Origin of the sequence: Pseudomonas sp. SC3(2021), from assembly GCF_019856535.1 — a bacterium.
GTDB lineage: Bacteria > Pseudomonadota > Gammaproteobacteria > Pseudomonadales > Pseudomonadaceae > Aquipseudomonas > Aquipseudomonas monsensis.
The window spans coordinates 1,909,357-1,930,294 of sequence record NZ_CP082236.1; the positions used below are offsets into that span (position 1 = coordinate 1,909,357).

Here is a 20,938-nt window from a genome sequence, read left to right on the forward strand (position 1 = left end):
AGCTCGCTCCCACAGGTATTGCGTTGAGCTTGCGGCTTTCAGCTGTTATTCGATGAAGGTAACGACGCCATCCTTCAGCGATTTCACGCGGGCCAGCGATTCAACGCGATAACCCTGCGAATCCAGCTCGGCACGGCCGCCCTGGAACGACTTCTCGATCACGATGCCCAGGCCGGCCACGGTGGCACCGGCCTGCTTGATGATCGAGATCAGCGCTTGCGAGGCCTTACCGTTGGCCAGGAAGTCGTCGATGATCAACACGCGGTCGCTGCTGGTCAGGTGACGCGGGGAGATGGCCACGGTGCTTTCGGTCTTCTTGGTGAACGAGTAAACGGTCGCCGACAGCAGGTTTTCGGTCAGGGTCAGGGACTGTTGCTTGCGCGCGAAAATCACCGGCACACCGAGGTTCAGACCGGTCATGATTGCCGGGGCGATGCCCGAGGCTTCGATGGTGACGATCTTGGTGATGCCCGAATCCTTGAACAGCGTGGCGAATTCGTCGCCGATCAGCTTCATCAGGGCCGGGTCGATCTGGTGGTTCAGAAAGGCGTCGACTTTCAGGACCTGGTCGGAAAGCACAATGCCTTGTTCGCGGATTTTCTGGTGCAATGCTTCCATGAAGCTGTCCTCATTTGGCGCTTGGTGCGCCGAAGGTCTAGTAAAAAGGGGTCAATTCTAGCGCTTTAACATCGCGCGTATATCGGCCAATGCGTTGTTGCCGCGCACGGCTTTGACTTCGGTCGGTGTGTCGTCGTTGCCTTCCCACGCCAAGTCGTCCGGCGGCAGCTCATCAAGGAAGCGGCTCGGCGCGCAGTCGATGATCTCGCCGTACTGCTTGCGCTTGGCGGCGAAGGTGAAGGCCAGGGTCTGACGGGCACGGGTGATGCCCACGTAGGCCAGGCGGCGTTCTTCTTCGATGGTGTCGGCTTCGATGCTGGAACGGTGCGGGAGGATTTCCTCTTCCATGCCCATGATGAACACGTAAGGGAATTCCAGACCCTTGGAGGCGTGCAAGGTCATCATCTGCACGCCTTCGGCGCCGTCCTCTTCCTCCTGCTGACGCTCGAGCATGTCGCGCAGGACCAGTTTGCCGATGGCGTCCTCGACGGTCATTTCGCCTTCTTCGTCTTTCTCGAGGGTGTTTTTCAACGCCTCGATCAAGAACCAGACGTTACCCATCCGGTAATCGGCAGCCTTGTCGCTGGAGCTGTTGGTGCGTAGCCAGTTCTCGTAGTCGATGTCCATGACCATGCTGCGCAGCGCCGAGATCGGGTCTTCGCCGGCGCACTGCTCGCGGACCTTGTCCATGAAACGCTTGAAGCGCGCCAGACGATCGGTGAAGCGGCTGTCCAGGTGTTCGCCCAGACCGATTTCGTCGGTGGCGGCGTACATCGAGATTTTGCGTTCGGTGGCGTAGTTGCCGAGTTTTTCCAGGGTGGTCGAGCCGATTTCCCGGCGCGGCACGTTGATCACCCGCAGGAAGGCGTTGTCGTCATCCGGGTTCACGATCAGGCGGAAGTAGGCCATCAGGTCTTTCACTTCCTGACGGCCGAAGAAACTGTTGCCACCGCTCAGGCGGTACGGCACCTGGTGGTGCTGCAGTTTCAGTTCGATCAGCTTGGCCTGGTAGTTGCCGCGATAGAGGATCGCGAAATCGCTGTACGGGCGGTCGGTGCGCAAGTGCAGGCTGAGGATTTCCATGGCCACGCGCTCGGCTTCGGCGTCCTCGTTGCGGCAGCGGATCACACGGATCTCGTCGCCGTGGCCCATCTCACTCCACAACTGCTTTTCGAATTCGTGCGGGTTGTTCGAGATCAGCACGTTGGCGCAGCGCAGGATGCGGCTGGTGGAGCGGTAGTTCTGCTCGAGCATTACCACTTTCAAGGACGGATAGTCGTCCTTGAGCAGCATCAGGTTTTCCGGCCGCGCACCGCGCCAGGCGTAGATCGACTGGTCGTCGTCGCCCACCACGGTGAACTGGTTGCGCTTGCCGATCAGCATTTTCACCAGCAAGTACTGACTGGCGTTGGTGTCCTGGTATTCGTCGACCAGCAGGTAGCGCACCTTGTTCTGCCACTTTTCGAGAATGTCGGCGTGCTCTTCGAAGAGTTTTACCGGCAGCAGGATCAGGTCGTCGAAGTCCACCGCGTTGAACGCCTTGAGCGTGCGCTGGTAGTGGGTGTAGACGATGGCGGCGGTCTGTTCCTTGGGGTTACGCGCATTCTCCAGCGCCTGGGCCGGGAGAATCAGGTCGTTTTTCCAGGCGCCGATCATGTTCTTGATCTCGTCGACGCCGTCGTCGCCCGCGTATTCCTTCTGCATGATGTCGGTCATCAGGGCTTTGACGTCGGTCTCGTCGAAGATCGAGAAACCGGGTTTGTAGCCCAGCCGCGCGTGTTCCTTGCGGATGATGTTCAGGCCAAGGTTGTGGAACGTGCAGACGGTCAGGCCGCGACCTTCGCCGGCACGCAGCAGGGTGCCGACCCGCTCCTTCATCTCGCGTGCGGCCTTGTTGGTGAAGGTCATGGCGACGATGTACTGGGCGCGGATGCCGCAGTTCTGGATCAGGTGCGCGATCTTGCGCGTGATCACGCTGGTCTTGCCGGAGCCAGCGCCGGCGAGCACCAATAGAGGGCCGCCGACGTAGTTCACGGCTTCTTGCTGCCGGGGATTGAGTCGGGACATACGAAAATTCGGGAGTCGTTGACGAAATGGGCCGGCATTTTAACAGGCTCAGCGATTTGTGCTGCTCTGTCCGACTTGTGACGCACCACGCGATTCAAATTTGCCGGTTTTGTTACTTTCGCGGAGGATGCACGGTGATTTTGCGGCTAATGTTCTCATTCGTGACACAAAATAACGTTCTGATAACCGTTGTCATTTGGTCATTGAACATCGCAACGGCATAATGCCCCGCCCACATCATTGCAGAGTCTAGGGAGCTAGCTTGTCTACGCCTGTCGAACCCTTGCGTTTGCTGCTACTGGCCGAAGCGCCAGCGTGGACAGCGTTATTGCGTGAGTGTCTGGCTCCGATGGGGAGCGCGGCGGTGCTGATCAGCGCGCCGAGCTGGGAGTCGGTCAGCCGTTTGTTCGAAGACAACCGTCACGCGGTGTTGTTGACCGTACCCGCGTTGCAACCGGCCCCGGGCCGTTGCAGCCTGCCGACGGTATTGCTGCTGGAACACGAACCGGCCACTGCGCCCGTTGGCGTCAGCGACTGGCTGGTGTTCGACGCCCTCGACGCCGGCATGCTGCGGCGTTGCCTGCGTCATGTGCGCGAGCGCGGCGTGCTCGAAAACACCTTGCAACGTCTGGCCGAACAGGATCCGCTGACCGGCATCGCCAACCGCCAGGGCTTCCAGACCCTGCTCACGGCGCGCCTCGCGGAAAACGACGGGCGTGGCCTGGCCCTCGGACACCTCGACCTCGACAACTTCCGTCACGCCAACGACGCCCTTGGCCATCAGGCCGGCGACCGTTTGATCCTGCAAGTCGTCGCACGACTGAAAAGTCAGCTCGAAGCCGGTGATCAACTGGCGCGGCTGGGCAGCGATGAATTTGCCCTGCTGATCGACACCCGCCGTGCACCGCAGCGCGCCGAGTGGATGGCCGAACGTATCACCGAAGCCTTGTCCGAACCGTATTGGGTCGATGGTGAAAGCCTGTTGATCGGTTCCAGCCTCGGCATCGCCCATGCCCGCGCACAAGGGGGAGCCGACCCGCTGATGTGGCACGCACACATCGCCATGCAGCAGGCCAAGAGCACCCAGGGCTGCACCTTCCATATCTTCAACGAACGCATCAACCGCAACGCACGGAGCATGGCCGACCTCGAAAGCGAGCTGCGCCGGGCCTTGCGTCGCGACGAGCTGGAACTGCATTACCAGCCACGGCTGAACATGGCGGACGGGCAGATCGTCGGTCTCGAAGCGCTGGTGCGCTGGCGTCATGGCGAGCGCGGCTTGCTGCCGCCGAGCGAATTCGTGCCGCTGGCCGAGCAGAGCGGCTTGATCGTGCCGCTGGGGTACTGGGTGATTTCCCGGGCCCTGCGCGACATGCAGGCGTTGCGCGAACGTGGGCTGCCGGCGCTGCACATGGCAATCAACTTGTCGTTTCGCCAGTTTCAGGACAGCCAGTTGCTGCCGACCCTCAGCCGTTTGATCGCCGAGCGTGGTGTTGAAGCGCAATGGCTGGAATTCGAACTGACCGAAACCGCCGTCATGCGCCGCAGCGATCTGGTCAAACAGACCATGGACGCCCTCGGCCGCCTCGGCGTGCGTTTTTCGCTGGATGACTTTGGCACCGGGTTCTCATCGTTCGTGCACCTCAACAGCCTGCCGATCACTTTGTTGAAAATCGACAAGAGCTTCGTCGGCGGCATGGAGCAGCGTGAAGAGAACCGCAAACTGGTGCACGCGATGATCAATCTCGCGCACAACCTGCATCTGGAAGTGGTGGCGGAAGGGGTCGAGACGCCGGAGCAACTGGATCTGTTGCGCGGGTTTGGTTGCGATCAGGTGCAGGGTTATCTGATCAGCCGGCCGTTGCCGCTGGCGGAACTGGTTGAGTACCTGACCTTCGGCGCCAGCCAACAGCCCGCACTGGAAATCGTCAGCTAAATCCATAACTCAATTTGGAACAACATTGTGGCGAGGGGATTTATCCCTCGTTCGACTGCGAAGCAGTCGCAAGACCATAGCACTGGACACATCTGATAAACCCCAGCTACCGGTTTTGGGGCGGCTTCGCCACCCATCGGGGATAAATCCCCTCGCCACAAAGGCTCACTCCTACAAGGGATCTCAGTCGGTCTGAGGAACTGTGAATGGCCTGGATGACGCAGGCTCCCGCCGAATCATCCGCTTCATCTTCCACTCAAACGCCAGCGTCAGGCTGATCGCCGCACACGCCAAGCCCAGCGCCAGCCCCCACCAGACGCCCGTCGGCCCCCAATTGAGGTGGAACGCCATCCACCACGCCGCCGGCGCGCCGATCAACCAATAGCAACCGAGCCCGACCAGAAACGTGGTCTTGGCATCCTTGAGCCCACGGATGCAGCCCATGGCGATCGTCTGGGTGCCGTCGAACAGCTCGAACCACGCAGCCACTGCCAGCAGGCTCACGGCCAGGCGAATCACCTCGGCAAACGCCGGATCATTGTGATCGAGGAACAACCCGACCAACTGATTCGGCAACAACCAGAACACCATGGCAAAACCCAGCATCACCACCGCGCCGAAGGCGATGCCGACCCGTCCTGACATCCGCGCATCGTTCAACTGCCCGGCGCCGTAATGCTGGCCGACGCGCATGGTGATGGCGTACGACATGCCTGCCGGCACCATGAACGCCACCGAGACGATTTGCAGGGCGATCTGGTGCGCGCCCATCTGCGTGCTGCCCATGGTGCCCATGCACAAAGCCGCAAAGGCAAACAAACCCACTTCCACCGCATAGGTGCCGCCAATGGGCAGGCCCAGGCGCCAGAGCTCCTTGAGGTATTGCCGGTTCGGCCGCGACAGCCCGGCGCGCAGCGGGTAAGCGTCGTAAGCCGGATGCCGGCGGATATGCCAGGCCAGCGCCAGTGCCATGCAGCTGGCTACAATTGCCGTGACCAGGCCGATGCCCGTCAAACCCAGTTTCGGCAGGCCGAACATGCCGGTGATCAGTGCGTAATTGAGCAGGAAGTTGGCCACGGTGCCGCCCAGGCTGATGACCATCACCGGGGTCGCCCGGCCAATCGCGCTGGTAAAGCCGCGCAGGGCCATGAAACTCAAATAACCGGGCAGGGCGAAGGGCAGGGCGATCAGGAATTGTCCGGCGGCGTTGACGTTGGTTTCGGTCTGGCCGAACAGCAGCAACAGCGGTTTGAGATTCCACAGCAGCAACCCGGCGCCCAGCGCCATCAGCCACGCCAGCCATAATCCGGCCTGAGTCAGGCGTGCCGCGCCGATGATGTCGCCGGCACCCTGACGGATCGCGACCAGCGTGCCGACCGCTGCAATTACACCAATGCAGAAGATCGACACGAACGAATAACTCGCCGCCCCCAGACCGCCACCGGCCAGTGCCTCGGGGCTGATGCGCGCCATCATCAGGGTGTCGGTCAGCACCATCAACATGTGCGCCAACTGAGAAGCGATCAGCGGCCCCGACAGCCGCAGGATGGCCCAGAGTTCGGTACGCACAGGTTGCTGCATGATCTTCACCACTCATTTAAAGAGGGAACAGGGAGCCGTCGATTCTCGGCGCTCAAACGGTTTCGCACAAAGGGATAAAAAGGATGGGTGGCATGAGTCAAACTCATCCAGGGCAGATTCTGCTAAGTTGGCCGCATCCCGCTATAGGAGCTTTCCGAATGTCTCGTCGTCTTCCTCCCTTGTATGCCTTGCGCGCATTCGAAGCGGCGGCGCGGCACAGCTCGTTCACCCGCGCCGCCGAGGAGCTGTCGATTACCCAAAGTGCGGTCAGCCGGCACATTCGCACCCTCGAAGAGCATTTCGCCTGCAAGTTGTTTCATCGCAGTGGACGCAACCTGCAACTCACCGAGTCGGCACGGATGCTGTTGCCGGGGATTCGCGAAGGTTTCGCCGCCCTCGAGCGAGCCTGCAATACCTTGCGCGCCGAAGACGACATCCTGCGGATGAAAGCGCCATCGACCCTGACCATGCGCTGGCTGCTGGCGCGGCTCAGTCGATTCCGGCACTTGCAGCCGGGCAACGAGGTGCAACTGACCAGCGCATGGATGGACGTGGATTCGGTGGACTTCAACAACGAGCCTTTCGACTGCGCGGTGCTGCTCAGTGACGGGCACTTCCCGCCGGACTGGGAGGCCAGCCTGTTGTTTCCCGAAGAGCTGATTCCGGTCGGCGCGCCGAACCTGCTCAACGACCAGCCCTGGGACGTTGCGCGCCTGGCCTGCACCGAGCTGTTGCACCCGACCCCGGATCGGCGCGACTGGCGCAGCTGGCTGGAGCACATGGGGCTGTCCGATCAGGTCTCGCTCAAGGGCGGTCAGGTGTTCGATACCCTGGAACTGGGGATGATCGCGGCGGCGCGTGGTTACGGGGTGTCGATGGGCGACTTGCTGATGGTCGCCGAAGATGTCGCTCAGGGGCGCCTGAGTCTGCCGTGGCCGACGGCCGTCGCCAGCGGGCTGAATTATTACCTGGTGTGGCCGAAAACCCGTCCGGGAGGTGAACGTTTGCGCCGTCTCAGCGATTTCCTCCAAGGCGAAGTGCGAGCCATGGAGTTGCCGGCGGTTGCACGCTTGAGCTGAAACGTTAGAGCCGCCACAATGCCGGCCTTGTGCCATAACCTTGTTTTCCGCTCAAGTATTCGGATCCACCGCCGAATACGTGCTTGTGGCACCGTCGTGCCGGTGTCCACGATTCACCCCCATAACCAGAAAAATTTCCGAGTCGAGATCAAGGAGGATCACGTGGCTCGGCCAGGAGCTGCCCATGTCTCAACCTCGCGCCCGGATCGCCTCGCAGCTGGGCCTCGCGCTCGCCGTGATACTGGCGATTGTCATCAGCGGCAGTACGGTGTTCGCCCTGCGTTCGCTGGATACCGCCAACCTCGCCACCCGTGAAGAGCATCTCGCCAGCGAGGCGCGACTGCTGGCCGACCAGTTGAGCACTTTTCACGGCACGCTGCGTGAAAGCACCCAACGCCTGAGCGGGTTGTTCGAGAAGCGCTTCAGTAGCGGTCTGAGCATTCATCCGGATGAGCCGGTGACCGTGGCCGGTACCCAGACCCCGGGCCTGCACCTGGGCGACGAAGTGTTGAACAACAACTTCAAGCAAGTCGACGAGTTCAAGCAGATGACAGCGGGCGTCGCCACGCTGTTCGTGCGCAGCGGCGAAGACTTCGTGCGGGTCAGCACTTCGCTGACCAAACAGGACGGCACGCGCGCCATCGGCACCTTGCTCGATCATGCGCACCCGGCTTATGCGAAGTTGATGGCGGGGCAAGGTTACGTCGGCCGTGCCTTGTTGTTCGATCGCTCCTACATGACCCAGTACACCCCGGTGCGCGATGGCAGCGGCAAGGTGATTGCGGTGTTGTTCGTCGGCTTCGATTACACCGATGCGCAGAACATCCAGTTCGACAACCTGAAGCGCTTCCGCATCGGCCAGAGCGGTTCGCTGGCGTTGCTGGATGAGCAAAACAAATGGCTGGTCGCGCCGGCGGGGGTGCAGGCGCTGGATCAAGCGGTTCCGGTGATCAAAGGTCTGGCTGCGAAACCGGGCAAGGGTGAGTTCTGGAGCGACACCTCCGAAGACTTCTACAGCATCGCCGTGCCATTCGATGGCGGGCCATGGTCGGTCGTGGCGAGCATGCCGAAAGCCGAGATTCGCGCGGTGACTTGGAGTGTCGGTACGCAACTGGCCATTGGCAGTCTGTTGGCGATGCTGCTGGCCGTGGGTTCGGTGGTCTGGCTGCTGCGCAGCAAACTGGCGCCGCTGAGTGATCTGGTGCGACAAGCCGAAGCCTTGGGCGCCGGTGATCTGAGCGTGCGCCTGAACGTGTCGAGCAACGACGAAATCGGTCAGTTGTCCCGTGCGTTCAACCAGATGAGCCAGGCACTGTCGACCATGGTCGAGCACATCCGCCGCGCCTCGGAGGAGGTCAACAGCCGGGCGCAGGCGCTGTCCGGTTTGTCCGGTGGCGCGTACGAAGGCATGGAGCAGCAGTCCGGGGAAATCACCAGCATGGCCGGCGCCGTCGAAGAGTTCAGCGCCACCTCGCTGAACATCGCCGACAACATGGGCAACACCCAGCGTCTGGCCCAGGAAAACGCTCAGCAAACGCAGATCGGTCGTAGCTCGATGGAAGAGGCTTCTTCCTCGCTGGAGCAAATTGCTGGCGCACTGAACACCACTGCTACCGTGATCAACACCCTCGGCCAGCGCTCCCAGGAAATCGGCGGCATTGTCAGCGTGATCACCTCGATTGCCGAGCAGACCAATCTGCTGGCGCTGAACGCTGCGATTGAAGCGGCGCGTGCCGGTGAACAGGGCCGCGGTTTTGCCGTGGTGGCGGATGAGGTGCGCAGCCTGGCCTCGCGCACCCGCCAGGCGACCGATGAAATTTCCAGCATGATTCACAGCATCCAGCAGGAAACCGGCAACGCAATCAGCACCATGGAACAGGGCAATGTGCTGATGCAGGAAGGTTTGTCGCGTAACGCGAATGTTGCTTCGGCGCTGGCGCGGATCGACGAGCAAAGCCGTTCGGCGGGGCAGCAGTTTGCGGCGATTACCACGGCCACTCAGGAGCAGAGCAGCACTGCGACTCTGTTGAGCAGCAATTTGCAGAGCATCGCACTGGCCAACAGTGAGCAGCGTGAGGTTGTGTCGAACCTGGCTGTTACCGCCAAGGAGCTTGAGAAGCTGGCGGCGGATTTGCGTTCCGAGGTTGATCGCTTTCGTTGATGCGCGGCTGAAATAGCTTTCGCGAGCAAGCTCGCTCCCACATTTTCCGGGGTAGCTCACAAATTGTGTGAACACCCGAAAACCTTGTGGGAGCGAGCTTGCTCGCGAAGGCATCCCTGCCAATTCTTGATAAATCACACGATCGCAAGCTCCGTTACACTTGCTGAAACGTTTCCGCAGCGCTATAAAAATGGCACAACTCCAATAAAGGCTGCTGCCATGACCCCGCTCAAATTCGCCGTCGCCCTCGGCGCATTCTCTGCTGCTTCCCACGCCATGGCTTGGGATTACGTCCTTCTCGATACCAACAAGCCTGCGCAAAACTGGAGTATTACCAGTGAGCAGCTCGGGGTGAAAACCGACAAACCCTTTTCCGTGAGCCTGCGTACCTTGCACGGTGGGCGGCAGGAGGGCGTCAGCATCGTGGATATTGATAACGGCACGATGAAACTGTCCGTGGTGCCGACCCGGGGCATGAATGTGTTGCAGGCCTCGGTCGGCAACGTGCGCATGGGATGGGATTCGCCGGTCAAGGAAGTGGTCAACCCGGCCTTCATCGAGCTCAACGGGCGCGGCGGGCTGGGCTGGCTGGAAGGCTTCAATGAACTGGTGACCCGCTGCGGGTACGAATGGGTCGGCCATCCTGGCATGGACAATGACGAGCTGCTGACCCTGCACGGGCGCGCCGCCAACATCCCGGCCAGCAGCGTCACCCTGCACATCGACGAAAAGCCGCCCTACGCCATCAGCCTGCGCGGCGAGCTGAAGGAGCAGGCGTTCAAGAAAGTCGATTTCTCGGTCGTCACCGAACTGGTCACCGAACCCGGCACTGCGCGTTTCGCCCTCAATGACACGCTGACCAACAACGGCGATTATCCGAAGGAATACCAGGCGCTGTATCACAGCAATTTCAGTACGCCGTTCCTCGAGCAGGGCGCACGTTTTGCCGCACCGGTAAAACAGGTCTCGCCGTTCAACGACAAGGCCAAAGCCGAGTTGGCCTACTGGCAGACCTATCGTGGGCCGACCAAGGACTACGATGAAACGGTTTATAACGTTGTGCCCTACGCCGACGCAAAAGGCGAAACCCTGACCGTTTTGCACAACAAGGCCGGCAGCCTTGGTGTCTCTGTTGGCTTCAACACGCAGCAGTTGCCGGTCTTTTCCCTGTGGAAAAACACCGATACCCAAGGGCAGGGCTATGTCACAGGCCTTGAGCCGGGCACCAGTTTTTCCTACAACCGCCGCTATCAGCGTCCGCTGAATCTGGTGCCGACCATTGCGCCAAAGGCCAGCCAACAGTTCCAGATCAGCTACAGCCTGTTGGCGGACAAGGGCGCTGTGGATAACGCCTTGAAGCGCGTGACCGAGATTCAGGCCGGGCGTGAAACCGAAGTGCGGCAGAAGCCTTTGGTTGATTTGACCGAACATTAAGGTGTCGCCGGCCGGTATTGCAGCGCCTCGGCCAAGTGCTCACGCTTGATTGCATCGACTTCCTCAAGGTCGGCCAGTGTCCGGGCGACTTTGAGCAGGCGATGCGCTGAGCGCAGCGATAGCGTCAGTCGTTCACAGGCTGATTCCAGCCATTTCTCATCGGCTGTGGATAACTTGCAGTGCCGCTTCAATCCCGGCAGATCGAGAAACGCATTGGCACAATGCTGACGCTTTTGCTGGCGCTCCCGGGCCTCGGCCACCACGGCTGCCGCACTGGCACTGTCCTCTCCCGGTTTCATTGTCGGACTCAGCGCCGTCGCCTCTCGCGCCACTGTCAGGTGCAGATCAATTCGATCCAGCAATGGCCCCGACAGTTTGTTGCGATAGCGCTGCACCATGTCCGGCGTACAGGAACACTTGCCGCTCGGCTCGCCAAGATATCCACAGGGACACGGATTCATCGCCGCCACCAACTGGAAGCGCGCCGGAAAGCGCACGCGATCCTTGGCTCGGGCGATCACGATATGCCCGGACTCCAGCGGCTCGCGCAGCACCTCCAGCACCTTGCGATCAAACTCCGGCAGTTCGTCGAGAAACAGCACGCCGTGGTGGGCGAGGGTGATTTCGCCGGGTTGCGGTTTTGAACTGCCACCGACCAGGGCCGGCCCGGATGCCGAGTGGTGCGGTTGACGGAAAGGACGCTGTGGCCAATGGGTCAGCGGCACGCCGCTGGCGACCGATTGAATCGCCGCCACTTCCAGTGCTTCGCATTCAGACAGCGGCGGCAGCAGCCCCGGCAAGCGACTCGCCAGCAAGGTCTTGCCCGTCCCCGGCGGCCCGCTGAACAGCAGGTTATGCGCCCCCGCAGCGGCAATCAGCAATGCCCGTTTCGCCGCCACTTGCCCTTGCACTTCATTCAAGTCGGGATAAGGCTTGCTGGCATGCATCAGCCCGTCAGACACATAAGGCTCGACCGGTGTATGTCCGTTGAAATGCGCCACCGCCTCCAGCAGATGATCCACCGCAAACACCTTTAACCCCGAAGCCAGGCAGGCCTCCTCGGCATTCGCTCGCGGCACCACCAGCGCACGACCCGCCTTGCGCGCCGCGAGTGCCGCCGGCAACACACCGCGCACCGGCCGCACTGCGCCGGACAAGGCCAGCTCACCGAGGCATTCCACATCATCCAGCGTCAGACACGGCACCTGCACACTCGCGGACAGAATCCCCAAGGCAATCGCCAGATCAAACCGCCCGCCATCCTTGGGCAAATCCGCCGGCGCCAGATTCAAGGTGATCCGCCGCGCAGGAAAATGCAGCCCGGAATTGATGATCGCGCTGCGCACCCGATCCTTGCTCTCCTTCACCGCAGCCTCGGGCAGGCCAACCATGGTCAGCGACGGCAGACCGTTGGCCAGATGGACTTCGACGGTGACAGCGGGAGCATCCACGCCAATCTGGGCGCGGCTGTGGACGATGGAGAGGGACATGGTCGTTCCTTGAGCTGAATCGGGGGCCGCTTCCTGCGGGTTTTTGAAGGGTAGTTGGGAGAGCGAATGCAGGTGGCACGGACGCGAGGGTAAACCTTCACTGGATGTTGCCAAGTTGCCCTCCCAAGCCCAGTAGAGGCGCCACATTAGTTTTCTTGTTTGGGATTTTTTATTCGGCTTCCTCCCCCGGCCAGCCAACCATCCGGTTCGAGTTCTTTACCGTACTTGGCCGCTACCTCAATAAAACGACGCTGATTGGCTGAAATACCTCCGGCTAACCGAAGTGCTTCAGCGTGATATCCAACAATCTCCTCTAGCTTTTTCCTTCTCTTTTTGTCTTTCATTGAGGCCTCGTTTTTCGGGTGACAGATGCTTCGTTGGCTACCGTAGTACAAGGAGGAAGAGTCGCGTAATCAGGCGCAGACGCTGATTTTTGTAGGGCCATGCCCTAATAGTTGTAGGACGCCGGTGAAACGGTTTCGATGGCTTGCTTCCCTGAACCGGATGTTCCAGTTTGGCCACTCAATGCAGCCTCTGGAGGCGAAAAATGGACCGCAATGGTATGCGTCCGATTCATCCGGGCGAGGTTCTGAATAAGGATTTCGTGGAGCCGTTGGGCATGACCGTCATGGATCTGGCCATGCCCACGAAATGGCCCGAAAGTGAGATCGAAAAGCTTGTGAATTGCCAGCTCAGGATCTGCGCCGATCTGGCAATCAGACTTGCCATTCATCTCAACACTACGCCTGAGTTCTGGATGAATCTTCAGTCGACTTACGATTTGCGCAGGGCTCAGCTCCGGCATGCGGTCTTATAGCGATTGCAGCATCCGCGAAGCTCTTTTCCACCAAGGCCCCGTTACTGGGCGCTTCGGCTCTTCCCGTTCCACCACCATCAGCGGCACATCCTGCAACCGTATCCACGGCTGATTATTCCAGTGCAACAAACTCAACGTCATGTCCGGCCAATTGAGCAGGCTCAGTTGTGGGCGTTCGCTTGTGCTGGGGTGTTGGACGTCGCGCAGGGTGGGGATGACTTGGTGGGTGAGCCATTCGCGCAGCGCTCGGTATTCGGGGCAGTAGTGGTAGACGAGGAGGGCGTAGATGCCTGATTCGCTGATCAGCAGGGTGTTTTCGATCTGGTGGTGGATCAGGGTTTTGCGGGTTTGGTATTGGTCGGGGTCGAGTTTTCGCAGCATGCGTTCGTTGAGGTAGATGTGCAGCAGGCGGCTCAGGTCTCGGGCACAGAACCAGGGTTGGTTCTGGATGAGGAGGGCGTGGAGGGGGAGTTTGTGGCGGGTGAAGATGTGCGGCGTTAGATAAGTCTCTTCTTGATTCATTGAGCAGTTCCTCTTGCATAAGGGGCTGCCCTCAATCGTCGCCAAACGATTGGGTGGCAGTTGTACGCGGGTTGGCGAACCGGAGCAAAAGGAACCCGGCAGACCCGAAGGTCTCCCACGCACAACCGCCATGAAACGATGTGGCGGTAAATGTAGCCGCCATCATGGTTGTCGTGCGCCTTAAGCTGTTCGGGTCGCCAAACCCGGTGCTGAACATTCAGCATCGGGTGAGCTTAGAAACCTGGGCTTTTCGGCGCAATCGGACGGCGGTGGTGCAGGTTGTAGGACGTTGCCGGGATGGTTGAAGGGCTGAAGATCAAAAGATCGCAGCCTTCGGCAGCTCCTACAGAGGGCGCGGATTATTCCGCGGGCGCTGTCAGCTTGGCTTCCATCTCGGCGACTTTGGCTTCGAGGCTTTCGAGGCGAGCGCGAGTGCGGGCCAGAACGACCATCTGACTATCAAACTCTTCACGGCTCACCAGGTCGAGTTTGCTGAAGGCGCTCTGCAGCAGCATCTTGAACTGGCTTTCGATTTCGGCTTTCGGCAGCGGGGTGTCGCCGCTGAACAGGCGGGAGGCGGTGCCGCTCAGGGCGTCGAGGAAGTCTTTGGGCGCGAGCATGGGGAATGTCCTGAAAACAATGGCGGGCAGTGTATCACGCAGTGTCTATAGTCAATCCCGTGGTCAGGGATGCACGCTTTTCGCGCAAGGGGACGGACGGCGACGCACCGTTGTTGTGCGTATCCACAAGGCCTTTTGCACGGGATGGCTTGCGGCAGCGGCCAAGGGATTGAAATCAGGGGTTTTTGGCGAGATGGCAAGGTTTCTGCTTAGTCACCTTCGACCCATGCACTGATGCAGTCGCTGTGACGAATGCAGTGCGGCAGACGGAGCGGGGAGTTTCGTCAGCAGCGGTTAGCTGGCGTCAGTCGGGCAGGTAAGGCCGACGATGCGTTACAAAGCCAGGCACTGCGCTTAGACTTGAGTCGGGTTTGTTTTCCTGGGGCAAGTCCACCAATTCGGGAGAGAGTTTCATGAAGCTAGTCACTGCCATCATCAAGCCGTTCAAGTTGGACGACGTGCGCGAGTCGCTGTCCGAAATCGGCGTGCAGGGCATTACCGTTACTGAAGTCAAAGGCTTCGGCCGGCAGAAGGGTCACACCGAGCTGTATCGCGGCGCGGAATATGTGGTCGATTTTCTGCCCAAGGTGAAAATCGACGTGGCCATCGACGACAAGGATCTGGATCGGGTGATCGAGGCGATCACCAAGGCGGCCAACACCGGCAAGATCGGTGACGGCAAGATCTTCGTGGTCAATCTGGAACAGGCGATTCGCATCCGTACCGGCGAAACCGATACCGACGCGATTTAAGCCGCCACAAACCCCAACGCCCCAGGAGAAAACAATATGACTCTGCGTAAATTCGCAGGGCTAGGAGCCCTGTTGTCCATCGTAATGCCCAGCCTCGCTATGGCGGCAGACGAAGTGGCGGCCCCAGTCCTCAATTCTGGCGACACTGCCTGGATGCTCACCTCGACAGCCCTCGTGCTGTTCATGACCATCCCGGGCCTGGCGCTGTTCTACGGCGGCATGGTTCGCTCGAAAAACATTCTTTCCGTGATGATGCAGTGCTTCGCCATTACCGGTCTGATCAGCATCCTGTGGGTCATTTATGGCTACAGCATTGCGTTCGACACTACCGGCATGGAGCAGGGCGTCGTCAACTTCAACTCGTTCTTCGGCGGCATGGGCAAGGCGTTCCTCGCCGGTGTCACGCCTTCGAGCCTGACCGGCCCTGCGGCGTTGTTCCCTGAGGCGGTGTTCATCACCTTCCAGATGACCTTCGCGATCATCACCCCGGCGCTGATCGTCGGTGCGTTCGCTGAGCGGATGAAGTTCTCCGCGATGCTGATCTTCATGGCTATCTGGTTCACCCTGGTTTACGCGCCAATCGCGCACATGGTCTGGTCCGGCAACGGCGGTCTGATGTGGGACTGGGGCGTGCTCGACTTCGCGGGCGGCACCGTGGTGCACATCAACGCCGGTGTCGCCGGTCTGATTGCCTGCCTCGTACTGGGCAAGCGCAAAGGCTTCCCGACCACCCCGATGGCTCCGCACAACCTCGGTTACACCCTGATGGGCGCGGCCATGCTGTGGGTCGGCTGGTTCGGCTTCAACGCCGGTTCCGCTGCAGCGGCCAACGGCACCGCCGGTATGGCGATGCTGGTCACCCAGATCGCTACCGCTGCTGCCGCACTGGGCTGGATGTTTGCCGAGTGGATCACCCACGGCAAGCCAAGTGCACTGGGCATCGCCTCGGGTGTGGTGGCCGGTCTGGTAGCAATTACTCCGGCTGCTGGCACCGTGGGCCCGATGGGTGCACTGGTGATCGGTCTGGCGGCAGGCGTGGTGTGCTTCTTCTGCGCCACTACCCTGAAACGCAAACTCGGTTATGACGATTCCCTGGACGCGTTCGGCGTACACGGTATCGGCGGTATCCTCGGCGCGATCCTCACCGGCGTATTCGCTGCACCGTCGCTGGGCGGCTTCGGCACCGTGACCGACATCGCCGCGCAAGTGTGGATTCAGTGCAAAGGCGTCGGCTTCACGGTGATCTACACCGCGATCGTCACCTTCATCATCCTCAAGGTCCTGGACGCTGTGATGGGTCTGCGTGTGACCGAGGAAGAAGAGTCGGTAGGCCTCGATCTGGCACAACACAACGAACGCGGCTACAACCTGTAAGTACGCGCAGCAAAAAACTTGCCCGGCTTGCCGGGCATTTTTTTGTCTGGAGTTTGTCGCAGAGAGAGCAGCTGAAAGGATTTTTCGTACGTCTTTGGTCGTGTTTACGGCGAGCGTTTTTCTGCGGCCAATCGCTTACAACATTGCGGGAATATTAGGGCCTTTGTTTTTTCCCAGAGCGCGCTAGAATGCGCCCCGAACGTGCGGAGAACTGTATGTGGCAACAGACTCTGATAACCCTGCGGGCACGGCCCCGGGGCTTTCATCTGGTAACGGACGAGTTACTCGCCGGGCTGCCTGAACTCAGGCAGTGTCGGGTCGGTCTGTTGCATTTGTGGCTGCAGCATACCTCGGCGTCGTTGACCATCAACGAGAACGCCGATCCGGCGGTCCGTCGCGACTTCGAACGATTTTTCAATCGTCTGATCCCACAAGGAGCAGACGGCTATGAGCATAACGACGAAGGCCTGGACGACCTCCCGGCGCACTTCAAGGCCAGCGTGCTTGGCTGCCAGATCAGTCTGCCGGTGTCGGCAGGTCGACTGGCTCTGGGCACCTGGCAAGGCGTTTATCTGGGCGAGCACCGTGATCATGGCGGTGCCCGTAAAGTCCTCGCCACCTTGCACGGTGAAGGGGCGTAAACCGTTGGTCATCAGCGGTTACCGATTTTTTTACGGCGACTTTCGACAGTTGCCAAAGCTGGTCTATAACTAATCTGCTTTTCGCAAGTCATGAGGTAGAACATGAGCGACGATGATCTGGAAAACGACGACCTCGAAGTAGGCGACGAAGACGAGGCCGAGGATGGTCTGGAAGCAGCAGCGGAAGACGTTGCTGAAGACGATGGCGGTGACGATACGCCGGTCCCGGCTGCCAAAGGCAAAGCCAAGGCTGCGGTGTCGGTAGACGAATTGCCGAGCATCGAAGCCAAGAACAAGGAGCGCGACGCCCTGGCCAAGGCCATGGAAGAGTTCCTTGCGCGCGGCGGCAAGGTGCAGGAAGTCGAGGCCAACGTGGTCGCCGATCCGCCCAAGAAGCCGGACAACAAGTACGGCAGCCGCCCTATCTGAGGCGTGCCGCTTGCTTGCTGAAAAAGCCCGCCGTCGCTGCGGGCTTTTTCATGTCTGGAATAAACAGGGGCGCCCTATAAGAGAGGCCTGTGTGGCGAGGGGATTTATCCCCGATCGGCTGCCAAGCAGTCGTAAAGTCAGCTTGCGCGGAGTGTCAGGAAAGCACGATGCGCTGCATTTGGGGCTGCTTCGCAGCCCATCGGGGATAAATCCCCTCGCCACATGGTTTCCACAGGGATTTTTGTCAGGCCTTGGCATTCCAGCGTGCGAGAACGGCTGGCAGGTCAGTCAGGCTGCGGATTTCCGCGTCCGGCAAACGATCGGCTTCCCAGACCTTGCCCGCCGGGTTGTACCAGATCGCGCGCATGCCCGCTTGCTGCGCCCCGGCGATGTCATCGCCCGGATGATCGCCAATGTGCACCGCCACGTCAGCGCTCACGCCGCCGCGCTGCAAGGCCTCGTGGAACAGCCGCGCATCCGGTTTGGCGATGCCGATGTCTTCGGCGCACAACGCAAACTTGAAGTAGTCCGCCAGCCCCAGCCGACGCACATCGGCATTGCCATTGGTGACCACGCCAAGCGCGTAGTGGTTGGCGAGGATTTCCAGGGTCGGTTCGACTTCGGGAAACACCGTGATCTGGTGCCGCGCATGCAGGAACACTTCAAAGCTCTTGTCCGCCAGATCGGAAGCTTCGCCATGGGCGTAACCCGCGTCCTCCAGCGCATGGAACAACACCCGCCGACGCAATGCGCTGATGCGGTGTTTGAGTCCCGGCTCATTAGCCAGCACCCGCTCGCGAATCGCCCACAGATGCTCCACCGGCACCGTGCCCAGATTCGGTGCGTGTTCGCTCAGCCACTCGCGCAATACCGCTTCGGCGCTGACGATCACCGGGGCGGTGTCCCACAGAGTGTCGTCGAGGTCGAAGGTGATCAACTGGATGTTCATGAATCGTCGCCTTTGCTGCGTTTGGCCCGTGGGTGGGCGCTGTCGTAGACCGCCGCCAGGTGCTGGAAGTCCAGGTGGGTGTAGATCTGCGTGGTCTTGATGTCCGAGTGGCCGAGCAGTTCCTGCACCGCGCGCAGGTCCTGCGAGGATTCCAGCAAGTGGCTGGCGAAGGAGTGCCGCAGCATGTGCGGGTGCAGGTTCTGCCCCAGTTCGCGCTCGCCGGCCAGTTTGACCCGCACCTGAATCGCCCGTGGGCCGAGGCGCCGGCCTTGCTGGCTGACGAATACGGCGTCGTCGGCCGGGTTGGTCATGGCCCGCAACGGTAGCCATTGTTCCAGCGCTTCGCGGGCCTTTTTGCCGATCGGCAGGAGGCGGGTCTTGCTGCCCTTGCCGAGCACCTGAACCATGCCGTCGGCGAGGTCGAGTTGATCGAGGTTGAGTCCGGTCAGTTCGGACAGGCGCAGGCCGGAGGAATAGAACAGCTCAAGAATGGCTTGATCGCGGCGGGCGAGAAAATCATCCTCGACCGCACCTTCCAGTAGCTGCAACGCACGGTCGGTATCGAGGGTTTTCGGCAGCCGCCGTTCGCCTTTTGGTGGCGCCAGACCTGTCGCCGGGTCGTGGTCGCAGAGGCCTTCGCGATTGAGATAGTGATAGAGCCCGCGCACTGCCGAGAGCAAGCGGGCGAGGCTGCGTGAGGACTGGCCCTGGGCATGCAGGCGGGCGATCAGGCTGCGCAGGCGCTGGATATCCAGTGCGGTCCAACTGCCGATGTTCTGCTTGATGCACCAGCCGAGGACTTTATCGAGGTCGCGGCGGTAGGCCGACAGGGTGTGCGGTGACACCTGTCGCTCACTGCGCAGGTGTTCGCAGTAAGCGTCCAGTTGTCGTTCCATGTTCAGCGTACCGAGCGCAGGGAGCTATTGACCCGTGGCAGCACGCGGCCCATGACTTCGGCGATGTAGCTGAGGAACAGCGTGCCGACCGAACTCTTGTAGTGCTGTGGATCGCGGCTGGCGATCGCCAGAATACCGTGGATGCCTTGATGGCTGATGGCAACGACGGCGGTGGAGCCGATTTGCTTGCGCTGCTCCTCGCCGAACAGGAAGTCCAGCTCATGTTCACGCAGGGTGCCGCTGACGCTTTTGCCTTCGGTGAGCAGGCCGCCGATCGCGGTTTGCGCGTCGGCGTGGGTGACCCAGCGGCCGACCGGTGCCGGGTTGTCACCCAGCAGGATCAGGCTGACAAAAGGCACCTGGAAGTCCTGGCGCAGGCTGTCTTCAACGCTGATCACCACGTCTTCAAGGCTGGCCGCATCCATCAGGGACAAAATCAGGCGGCGGGTCTTGTCGAACAGGCGATCGTTGTCGCGGGCCACGTCCATCAACTGCGAGAGGCGATGACGCATCTCGATGTTGCGGTCGCGCAGAATGGTCATCTGCCGTTCGACCAGCGATACGGTGTCACCGCGTCGGTGGGGAATGCGCATTGCCGGCAGCAGTTCTTCGTGCTCGACGAAGAAGTCCGGATGAGCCTCCAGGTACGCGGCAACCGCTGCCGCCTCCAGGCTCTCGGACGCTGATTCGTCGGACTGTCGGGCGGGTACCTGAGGCTTATCGGTCATGGCTTCTGCTCACTCAAAGACGCACTTGTCCTTCGTATACACGCACTGCCGGACCGGTCATCAGCACCGGTTGGCCAGGGCCTGCCCATTCAATGGACAGACGCCCGCCGGGCAGGTCGATCAACAGCGGCGAATCCATCCACCCCTGACTGATTGCCGCGACAGCCGCAGCGCAAGCGCCAGTACCACAGGCCTGGGTTTCCCCGGCGCCGCGTTCCCAGACGCGCAGTTGCGCACGGTTGCGGTCGATGACCTGGAGGAAACCGACATTGACCCGCGCCGGGAAGCGCGGATGGTGTTCGATTTTCGGTCCCAGCTCATGCACCGGTGCACTGTTGATGTCCTGCACACGCAGCACGGCATGGGGGTTGCCCATCGACACGGCGGCCAGTTCGACCGTGGTGCCGTCGACTTCCAGCTGATAGCTGGTCGCCTGCGCTGGCGCTTCGAACGGAATGTCTGCCGGCACCAGGCGCGGCGCGCCCATGTTGACGCCGATCTGGCCGTCGTTACGCACGTCCAGTTCGATGATGCCACCCTTGGTTTCGACGCGGATCTGCCGTTTCGCTGTCAGACGCTTGTCCAGCACGAAGCGCGCGAAGCAGCGTGCACCGTTGCCGCACTGTTCCACTTCCGAGCCATCGGAGTTGAAGATCCGGTAACGGAAATCCACGTCCGGGTTGCTCGGCGCTTCAACAATCAGCAACTGGTCGAAACCGATACCGGTGTGCCGGTCGCCCCATTGCTTGGCGTGCTTGGGCTGAATATGCGCGTGCTGGCTGACCAGGTCGAGAACCATGAAATCATTGCCCAGGCCATGCATTTTGGTAAAACGCAGCAGCAT

The 20,938-nt window shown here is 60.7% G+C and carries 20 protein-coding genes; 9 read left to right on the forward strand and 11 right to left on the reverse strand.

Annotation, left to right across the window (positions count from 1 at the left end; genetic code table 11):
• Positions 1-45: 45 nt before the first annotated feature.
• Positions 46-618 carry a xanthine phosphoribosyltransferase gene (locus tag K5Y35_RS08385; RefSeq protein WP_003229440.1) on the reverse strand — a complete coding sequence of 191 codons (573 nt, stop codon included), beginning with the start codon at positions 616-618 and terminating at the stop codon, positions 46-48.
• Positions 619-675: 57 nt separating this feature from the next.
• Positions 676-2,685 carry a DNA helicase Rep gene (rep, locus tag K5Y35_RS08390; protein WP_123469818.1) on the reverse strand — a complete coding sequence of 670 codons (2,010 nt, stop codon included), beginning with the start codon at positions 2,683-2,685 and terminating at the stop codon, positions 676-678.
• Positions 2,686-2,947: 262 nt separating this feature from the next.
• Between rep and K5Y35_RS08395 the strand changes: the two genes are divergently transcribed.
• Positions 2,948-4,621, forward strand: coding sequence for a putative bifunctional diguanylate cyclase/phosphodiesterase (locus tag K5Y35_RS08395; protein WP_123469816.1), 1,674 nt, complete (start codon positions 2,948-2,950; stop codon positions 4,619-4,621).
• Between the two features lie 183 nt (positions 4,622-4,804).
• Here K5Y35_RS08395 and K5Y35_RS08400 read toward each other — a convergent pair whose 3' ends face one another.
• Positions 4,805-6,202 carry a NorM family multidrug efflux MATE transporter gene (locus K5Y35_RS08400; protein ID WP_222834064.1) on the reverse strand — a complete coding sequence of 466 codons (1,398 nt, stop codon included), beginning with the start codon at positions 6,200-6,202 and terminating at the stop codon, positions 4,805-4,807.
• A gap of 158 nt (positions 6,203-6,360) precedes the next feature.
• Here K5Y35_RS08400 and K5Y35_RS08405 point away from each other — a divergent pair, with 158 nt between their 5' ends.
• The 3 genes from K5Y35_RS08405 (at position 6,361) to K5Y35_RS08415 (ending at position 10,876) form a co-directional block, all read left to right on the forward strand.
• On the forward strand, positions 6,361-7,281 hold the full coding sequence (locus K5Y35_RS08405; RefSeq protein ID WP_123469812.1) for a LysR substrate-binding domain-containing protein: 921 nt from the start codon (positions 6,361-6,363) through the stop codon (positions 7,279-7,281).
• A gap of 184 nt (positions 7,282-7,465) precedes the next feature.
• Positions 7,466-9,442 carry a methyl-accepting chemotaxis protein gene (locus K5Y35_RS08410; protein ID WP_128616383.1) on the forward strand — a complete coding sequence of 659 codons (1,977 nt, stop codon included), beginning with the start codon at positions 7,466-7,468 and terminating at the stop codon, positions 9,440-9,442.
• A gap of 219 nt (positions 9,443-9,661) precedes the next feature.
• Positions 9,662-10,876: an aldose 1-epimerase family protein gene (locus K5Y35_RS08415; protein ID WP_222834065.1), complete on the forward strand. Its 1,215-nt coding sequence runs from the start codon at positions 9,662-9,664 to the stop codon at positions 10,874-10,876.
• Here the strand turns inward: K5Y35_RS08415 and K5Y35_RS08420 are convergent.
• Positions 10,873-12,366 (reverse strand): YifB family Mg chelatase-like AAA ATPase, encoded by a 1,494-nt coding sequence (locus K5Y35_RS08420; protein ID WP_222834066.1) that lies wholly within the window; start codon positions 12,364-12,366, stop codon positions 10,873-10,875. The genes K5Y35_RS08415 and K5Y35_RS08420 overlap by 4 nt on opposite strands.
• Before the next feature lie 146 nt (positions 12,367-12,512).
• Positions 12,513-12,710 (reverse strand): hypothetical protein, encoded by a 198-nt coding sequence (locus K5Y35_RS08425; RefSeq protein WP_186744015.1) that lies wholly within the window; start codon positions 12,708-12,710, stop codon positions 12,513-12,515.
• Between the two features lie 203 nt (positions 12,711-12,913).
• Here K5Y35_RS08425 and K5Y35_RS08430 point away from each other — a divergent pair, with 203 nt between their 5' ends.
• Positions 12,914-13,183: a HigA family addiction module antitoxin gene (locus tag K5Y35_RS08430; RefSeq protein ID WP_222834067.1), complete on the forward strand. Its 270-nt coding sequence runs from the start codon at positions 12,914-12,916 to the stop codon at positions 13,181-13,183.
• Here K5Y35_RS08430 and K5Y35_RS08435 read toward each other — a convergent pair.
• A complete protein-coding gene (locus K5Y35_RS08435; protein ID WP_222834068.1) occupies positions 13,178-13,705 on the reverse strand; it encodes a Bro-N domain-containing protein in 528 nt (175 codons plus the stop codon). The two genes, K5Y35_RS08430 and K5Y35_RS08435, sit on opposite strands and share 6 nt — an antisense overlap.
• A 359-nt stretch (positions 13,706-14,064) precedes the next feature.
• Positions 14,065-14,325 (reverse strand): accessory factor UbiK family protein, encoded by a 261-nt coding sequence (locus K5Y35_RS08440; protein ID WP_222834069.1) that lies wholly within the window; start codon positions 14,323-14,325, stop codon positions 14,065-14,067.
• Between the two features lie 413 nt (positions 14,326-14,738).
• Here K5Y35_RS08440 and glnK point away from each other — a divergent pair, with 413 nt between their 5' ends.
• The 4 genes from glnK to sutA all read left to right on the forward strand — a co-directional run bounded on the left by glnK (position 14,739) and on the right by sutA (position 17,521).
• On the forward strand, positions 14,739-15,077 hold the full coding sequence (glnK, locus tag K5Y35_RS08445) for a P-II family nitrogen regulator (protein ID WP_002555808.1): 339 nt from the start codon (positions 14,739-14,741) through the stop codon (positions 15,075-15,077).
• Between the two features lie 36 nt (positions 15,078-15,113).
• On the forward strand, positions 15,114-16,451 hold the full coding sequence (locus K5Y35_RS08450; RefSeq protein ID WP_123469803.1) for an ammonium transporter: 1,338 nt from the start codon (positions 15,114-15,116) through the stop codon (positions 16,449-16,451).
• Positions 16,452-16,666: 215 nt separating this feature from the next.
• A complete protein-coding gene (locus K5Y35_RS08455; protein WP_123469801.1) occupies positions 16,667-17,092 on the forward strand; it encodes a secondary thiamine-phosphate synthase enzyme YjbQ in 426 nt (141 codons plus the stop codon).
• 102 nt (positions 17,093-17,194) lie between these two features.
• A complete protein-coding gene (sutA, locus tag K5Y35_RS08460; RefSeq protein ID WP_222834070.1) occupies positions 17,195-17,521 on the forward strand; it encodes a transcriptional regulator SutA in 327 nt (108 codons plus the stop codon).
• Positions 17,522-17,765: 244 nt separating this feature from the next.
• Here the strand turns inward: sutA and K5Y35_RS08465 are convergent, their stop codons facing one another.
• Genes K5Y35_RS08465 through dapF form a run of 4 tightly spaced genes read right to left on the reverse strand, consistent with a single transcriptional unit; the run spans position 17,766 to position 20,938 of the window.
• Positions 17,766-18,470 carry an HAD family hydrolase gene (locus K5Y35_RS08465; protein ID WP_123469798.1) on the reverse strand — a complete coding sequence of 235 codons (705 nt, stop codon included), beginning with the start codon at positions 18,468-18,470 and terminating at the stop codon, positions 17,766-17,768.
• Complete coding sequence (gene xerC / locus K5Y35_RS08470; RefSeq protein ID WP_222834071.1) at positions 18,467-19,366, reverse strand: tyrosine recombinase XerC; 900 nt, start codon at positions 19,364-19,366, stop codon at positions 18,467-18,469. The genes K5Y35_RS08465 and xerC overlap by 4 nt, the downstream gene beginning before the upstream one ends.
• 2 nt (positions 19,367-19,368) lie before the next feature.
• The gene (locus K5Y35_RS08475; RefSeq protein ID WP_123469796.1) at positions 19,369-20,094 is read right to left on the reverse strand and encodes a DUF484 family protein; all 726 of its coding nucleotides are present in this window, start codon (positions 20,092-20,094) and stop codon (positions 19,369-19,371) included.
• 13 nt (positions 20,095-20,107) lie between these two features.
• Complete coding sequence (dapF, locus tag K5Y35_RS08480) at positions 20,108-20,938, reverse strand: diaminopimelate epimerase (RefSeq protein WP_007911094.1); 831 nt, start codon at positions 20,936-20,938, stop codon at positions 20,108-20,110.

Bases quoted from the DNA above. Each gene is read 5' to 3' on its own strand.
- K5Y35_RS08435 (WP_222834068.1), bottom strand. From the start codon at position 13,705: ATGAATCAAGAAGAGACTTATCTAACGCCGCACATCTTCACCCGCCAC.
- K5Y35_RS08405 (WP_123469812.1), top strand. From the start codon at position 6,361: ATGTCTCGTCGTCTTCCTCCCTTGTATGCCTTGCGCGCATTCGAAGCG.
- K5Y35_RS08400 (WP_222834064.1), bottom strand. From the start codon at position 6,202: ATGCAGCAACCTGTGCGTACCGAACTCTGGGCCATCCTGCGGCTGTCG.
- K5Y35_RS08465 (WP_123469798.1), bottom strand. From the start codon at position 18,470: ATGAACATCCAGTTGATCACCTTCGACCTCGACGACACTCTGTGGGAC.
- K5Y35_RS08415 (WP_222834065.1), top strand. From the start codon at position 9,662: ATGACCCCGCTCAAATTCGCCGTCGCCCTCGGCGCATTCTCTGCTGCT.
- K5Y35_RS08430 (WP_222834067.1), top strand. From the start codon at position 12,914: ATGGACCGCAATGGTATGCGTCCGATTCATCCGGGCGAGGTTCTGAAT.
- K5Y35_RS08410 (WP_128616383.1), top strand. From the start codon at position 7,466: ATGTCTCAACCTCGCGCCCGGATCGCCTCGCAGCTGGGCCTCGCGCTC.
- xerC (WP_222834071.1), bottom strand. From the start codon at position 19,366: ATGGAACGACAACTGGACGCTTACTGCGAACACCTGCGCAGTGAGCGA.
- K5Y35_RS08385 (WP_003229440.1), bottom strand. From the start codon at position 618: ATGGAAGCATTGCACCAGAAAATCCGCGAACAAGGCATTGTGCTTTCC.
- K5Y35_RS08420 (WP_222834066.1), bottom strand. From the start codon at position 12,366: ATGTCCCTCTCCATCGTCCACAGCCGCGCCCAGATTGGCGTGGATGCT.
- K5Y35_RS08425 (WP_186744015.1), bottom strand. From the start codon at position 12,710: ATGAAAGACAAAAAGAGAAGGAAAAAGCTAGAGGAGATTGTTGGATAT.
- K5Y35_RS08450 (WP_123469803.1), top strand. From the start codon at position 15,114: ATGACTCTGCGTAAATTCGCAGGGCTAGGAGCCCTGTTGTCCATCGTA.
- rep (WP_123469818.1), bottom strand. From the start codon at position 2,685: ATGTCCCGACTCAATCCCCGGCAGCAAGAAGCCGTGAACTACGTCGGC.
- K5Y35_RS08475 (WP_123469796.1), bottom strand. From the start codon at position 20,094: ATGACCGATAAGCCTCAGGTACCCGCCCGACAGTCCGACGAATCAGCG.
- dapF (WP_007911094.1), bottom strand. From the start codon at position 20,938: ATGCTGCTGCGTTTTACCAAAATGCATGGCCTGGGCAATGATTTCATG.
- K5Y35_RS08440 (WP_222834069.1), bottom strand. From the start codon at position 14,325: ATGCTCGCGCCCAAAGACTTCCTCGACGCCCTGAGCGGCACCGCCTCC.
- sutA (WP_222834070.1), top strand. From the start codon at position 17,195: ATGAGCGACGATGATCTGGAAAACGACGACCTCGAAGTAGGCGACGAA.
- K5Y35_RS08455 (WP_123469801.1), top strand. From the start codon at position 16,667: ATGTGGCAACAGACTCTGATAACCCTGCGGGCACGGCCCCGGGGCTTT.
- glnK (WP_002555808.1), top strand. From the start codon at position 14,739: ATGAAGCTAGTCACTGCCATCATCAAGCCGTTCAAGTTGGACGACGTG.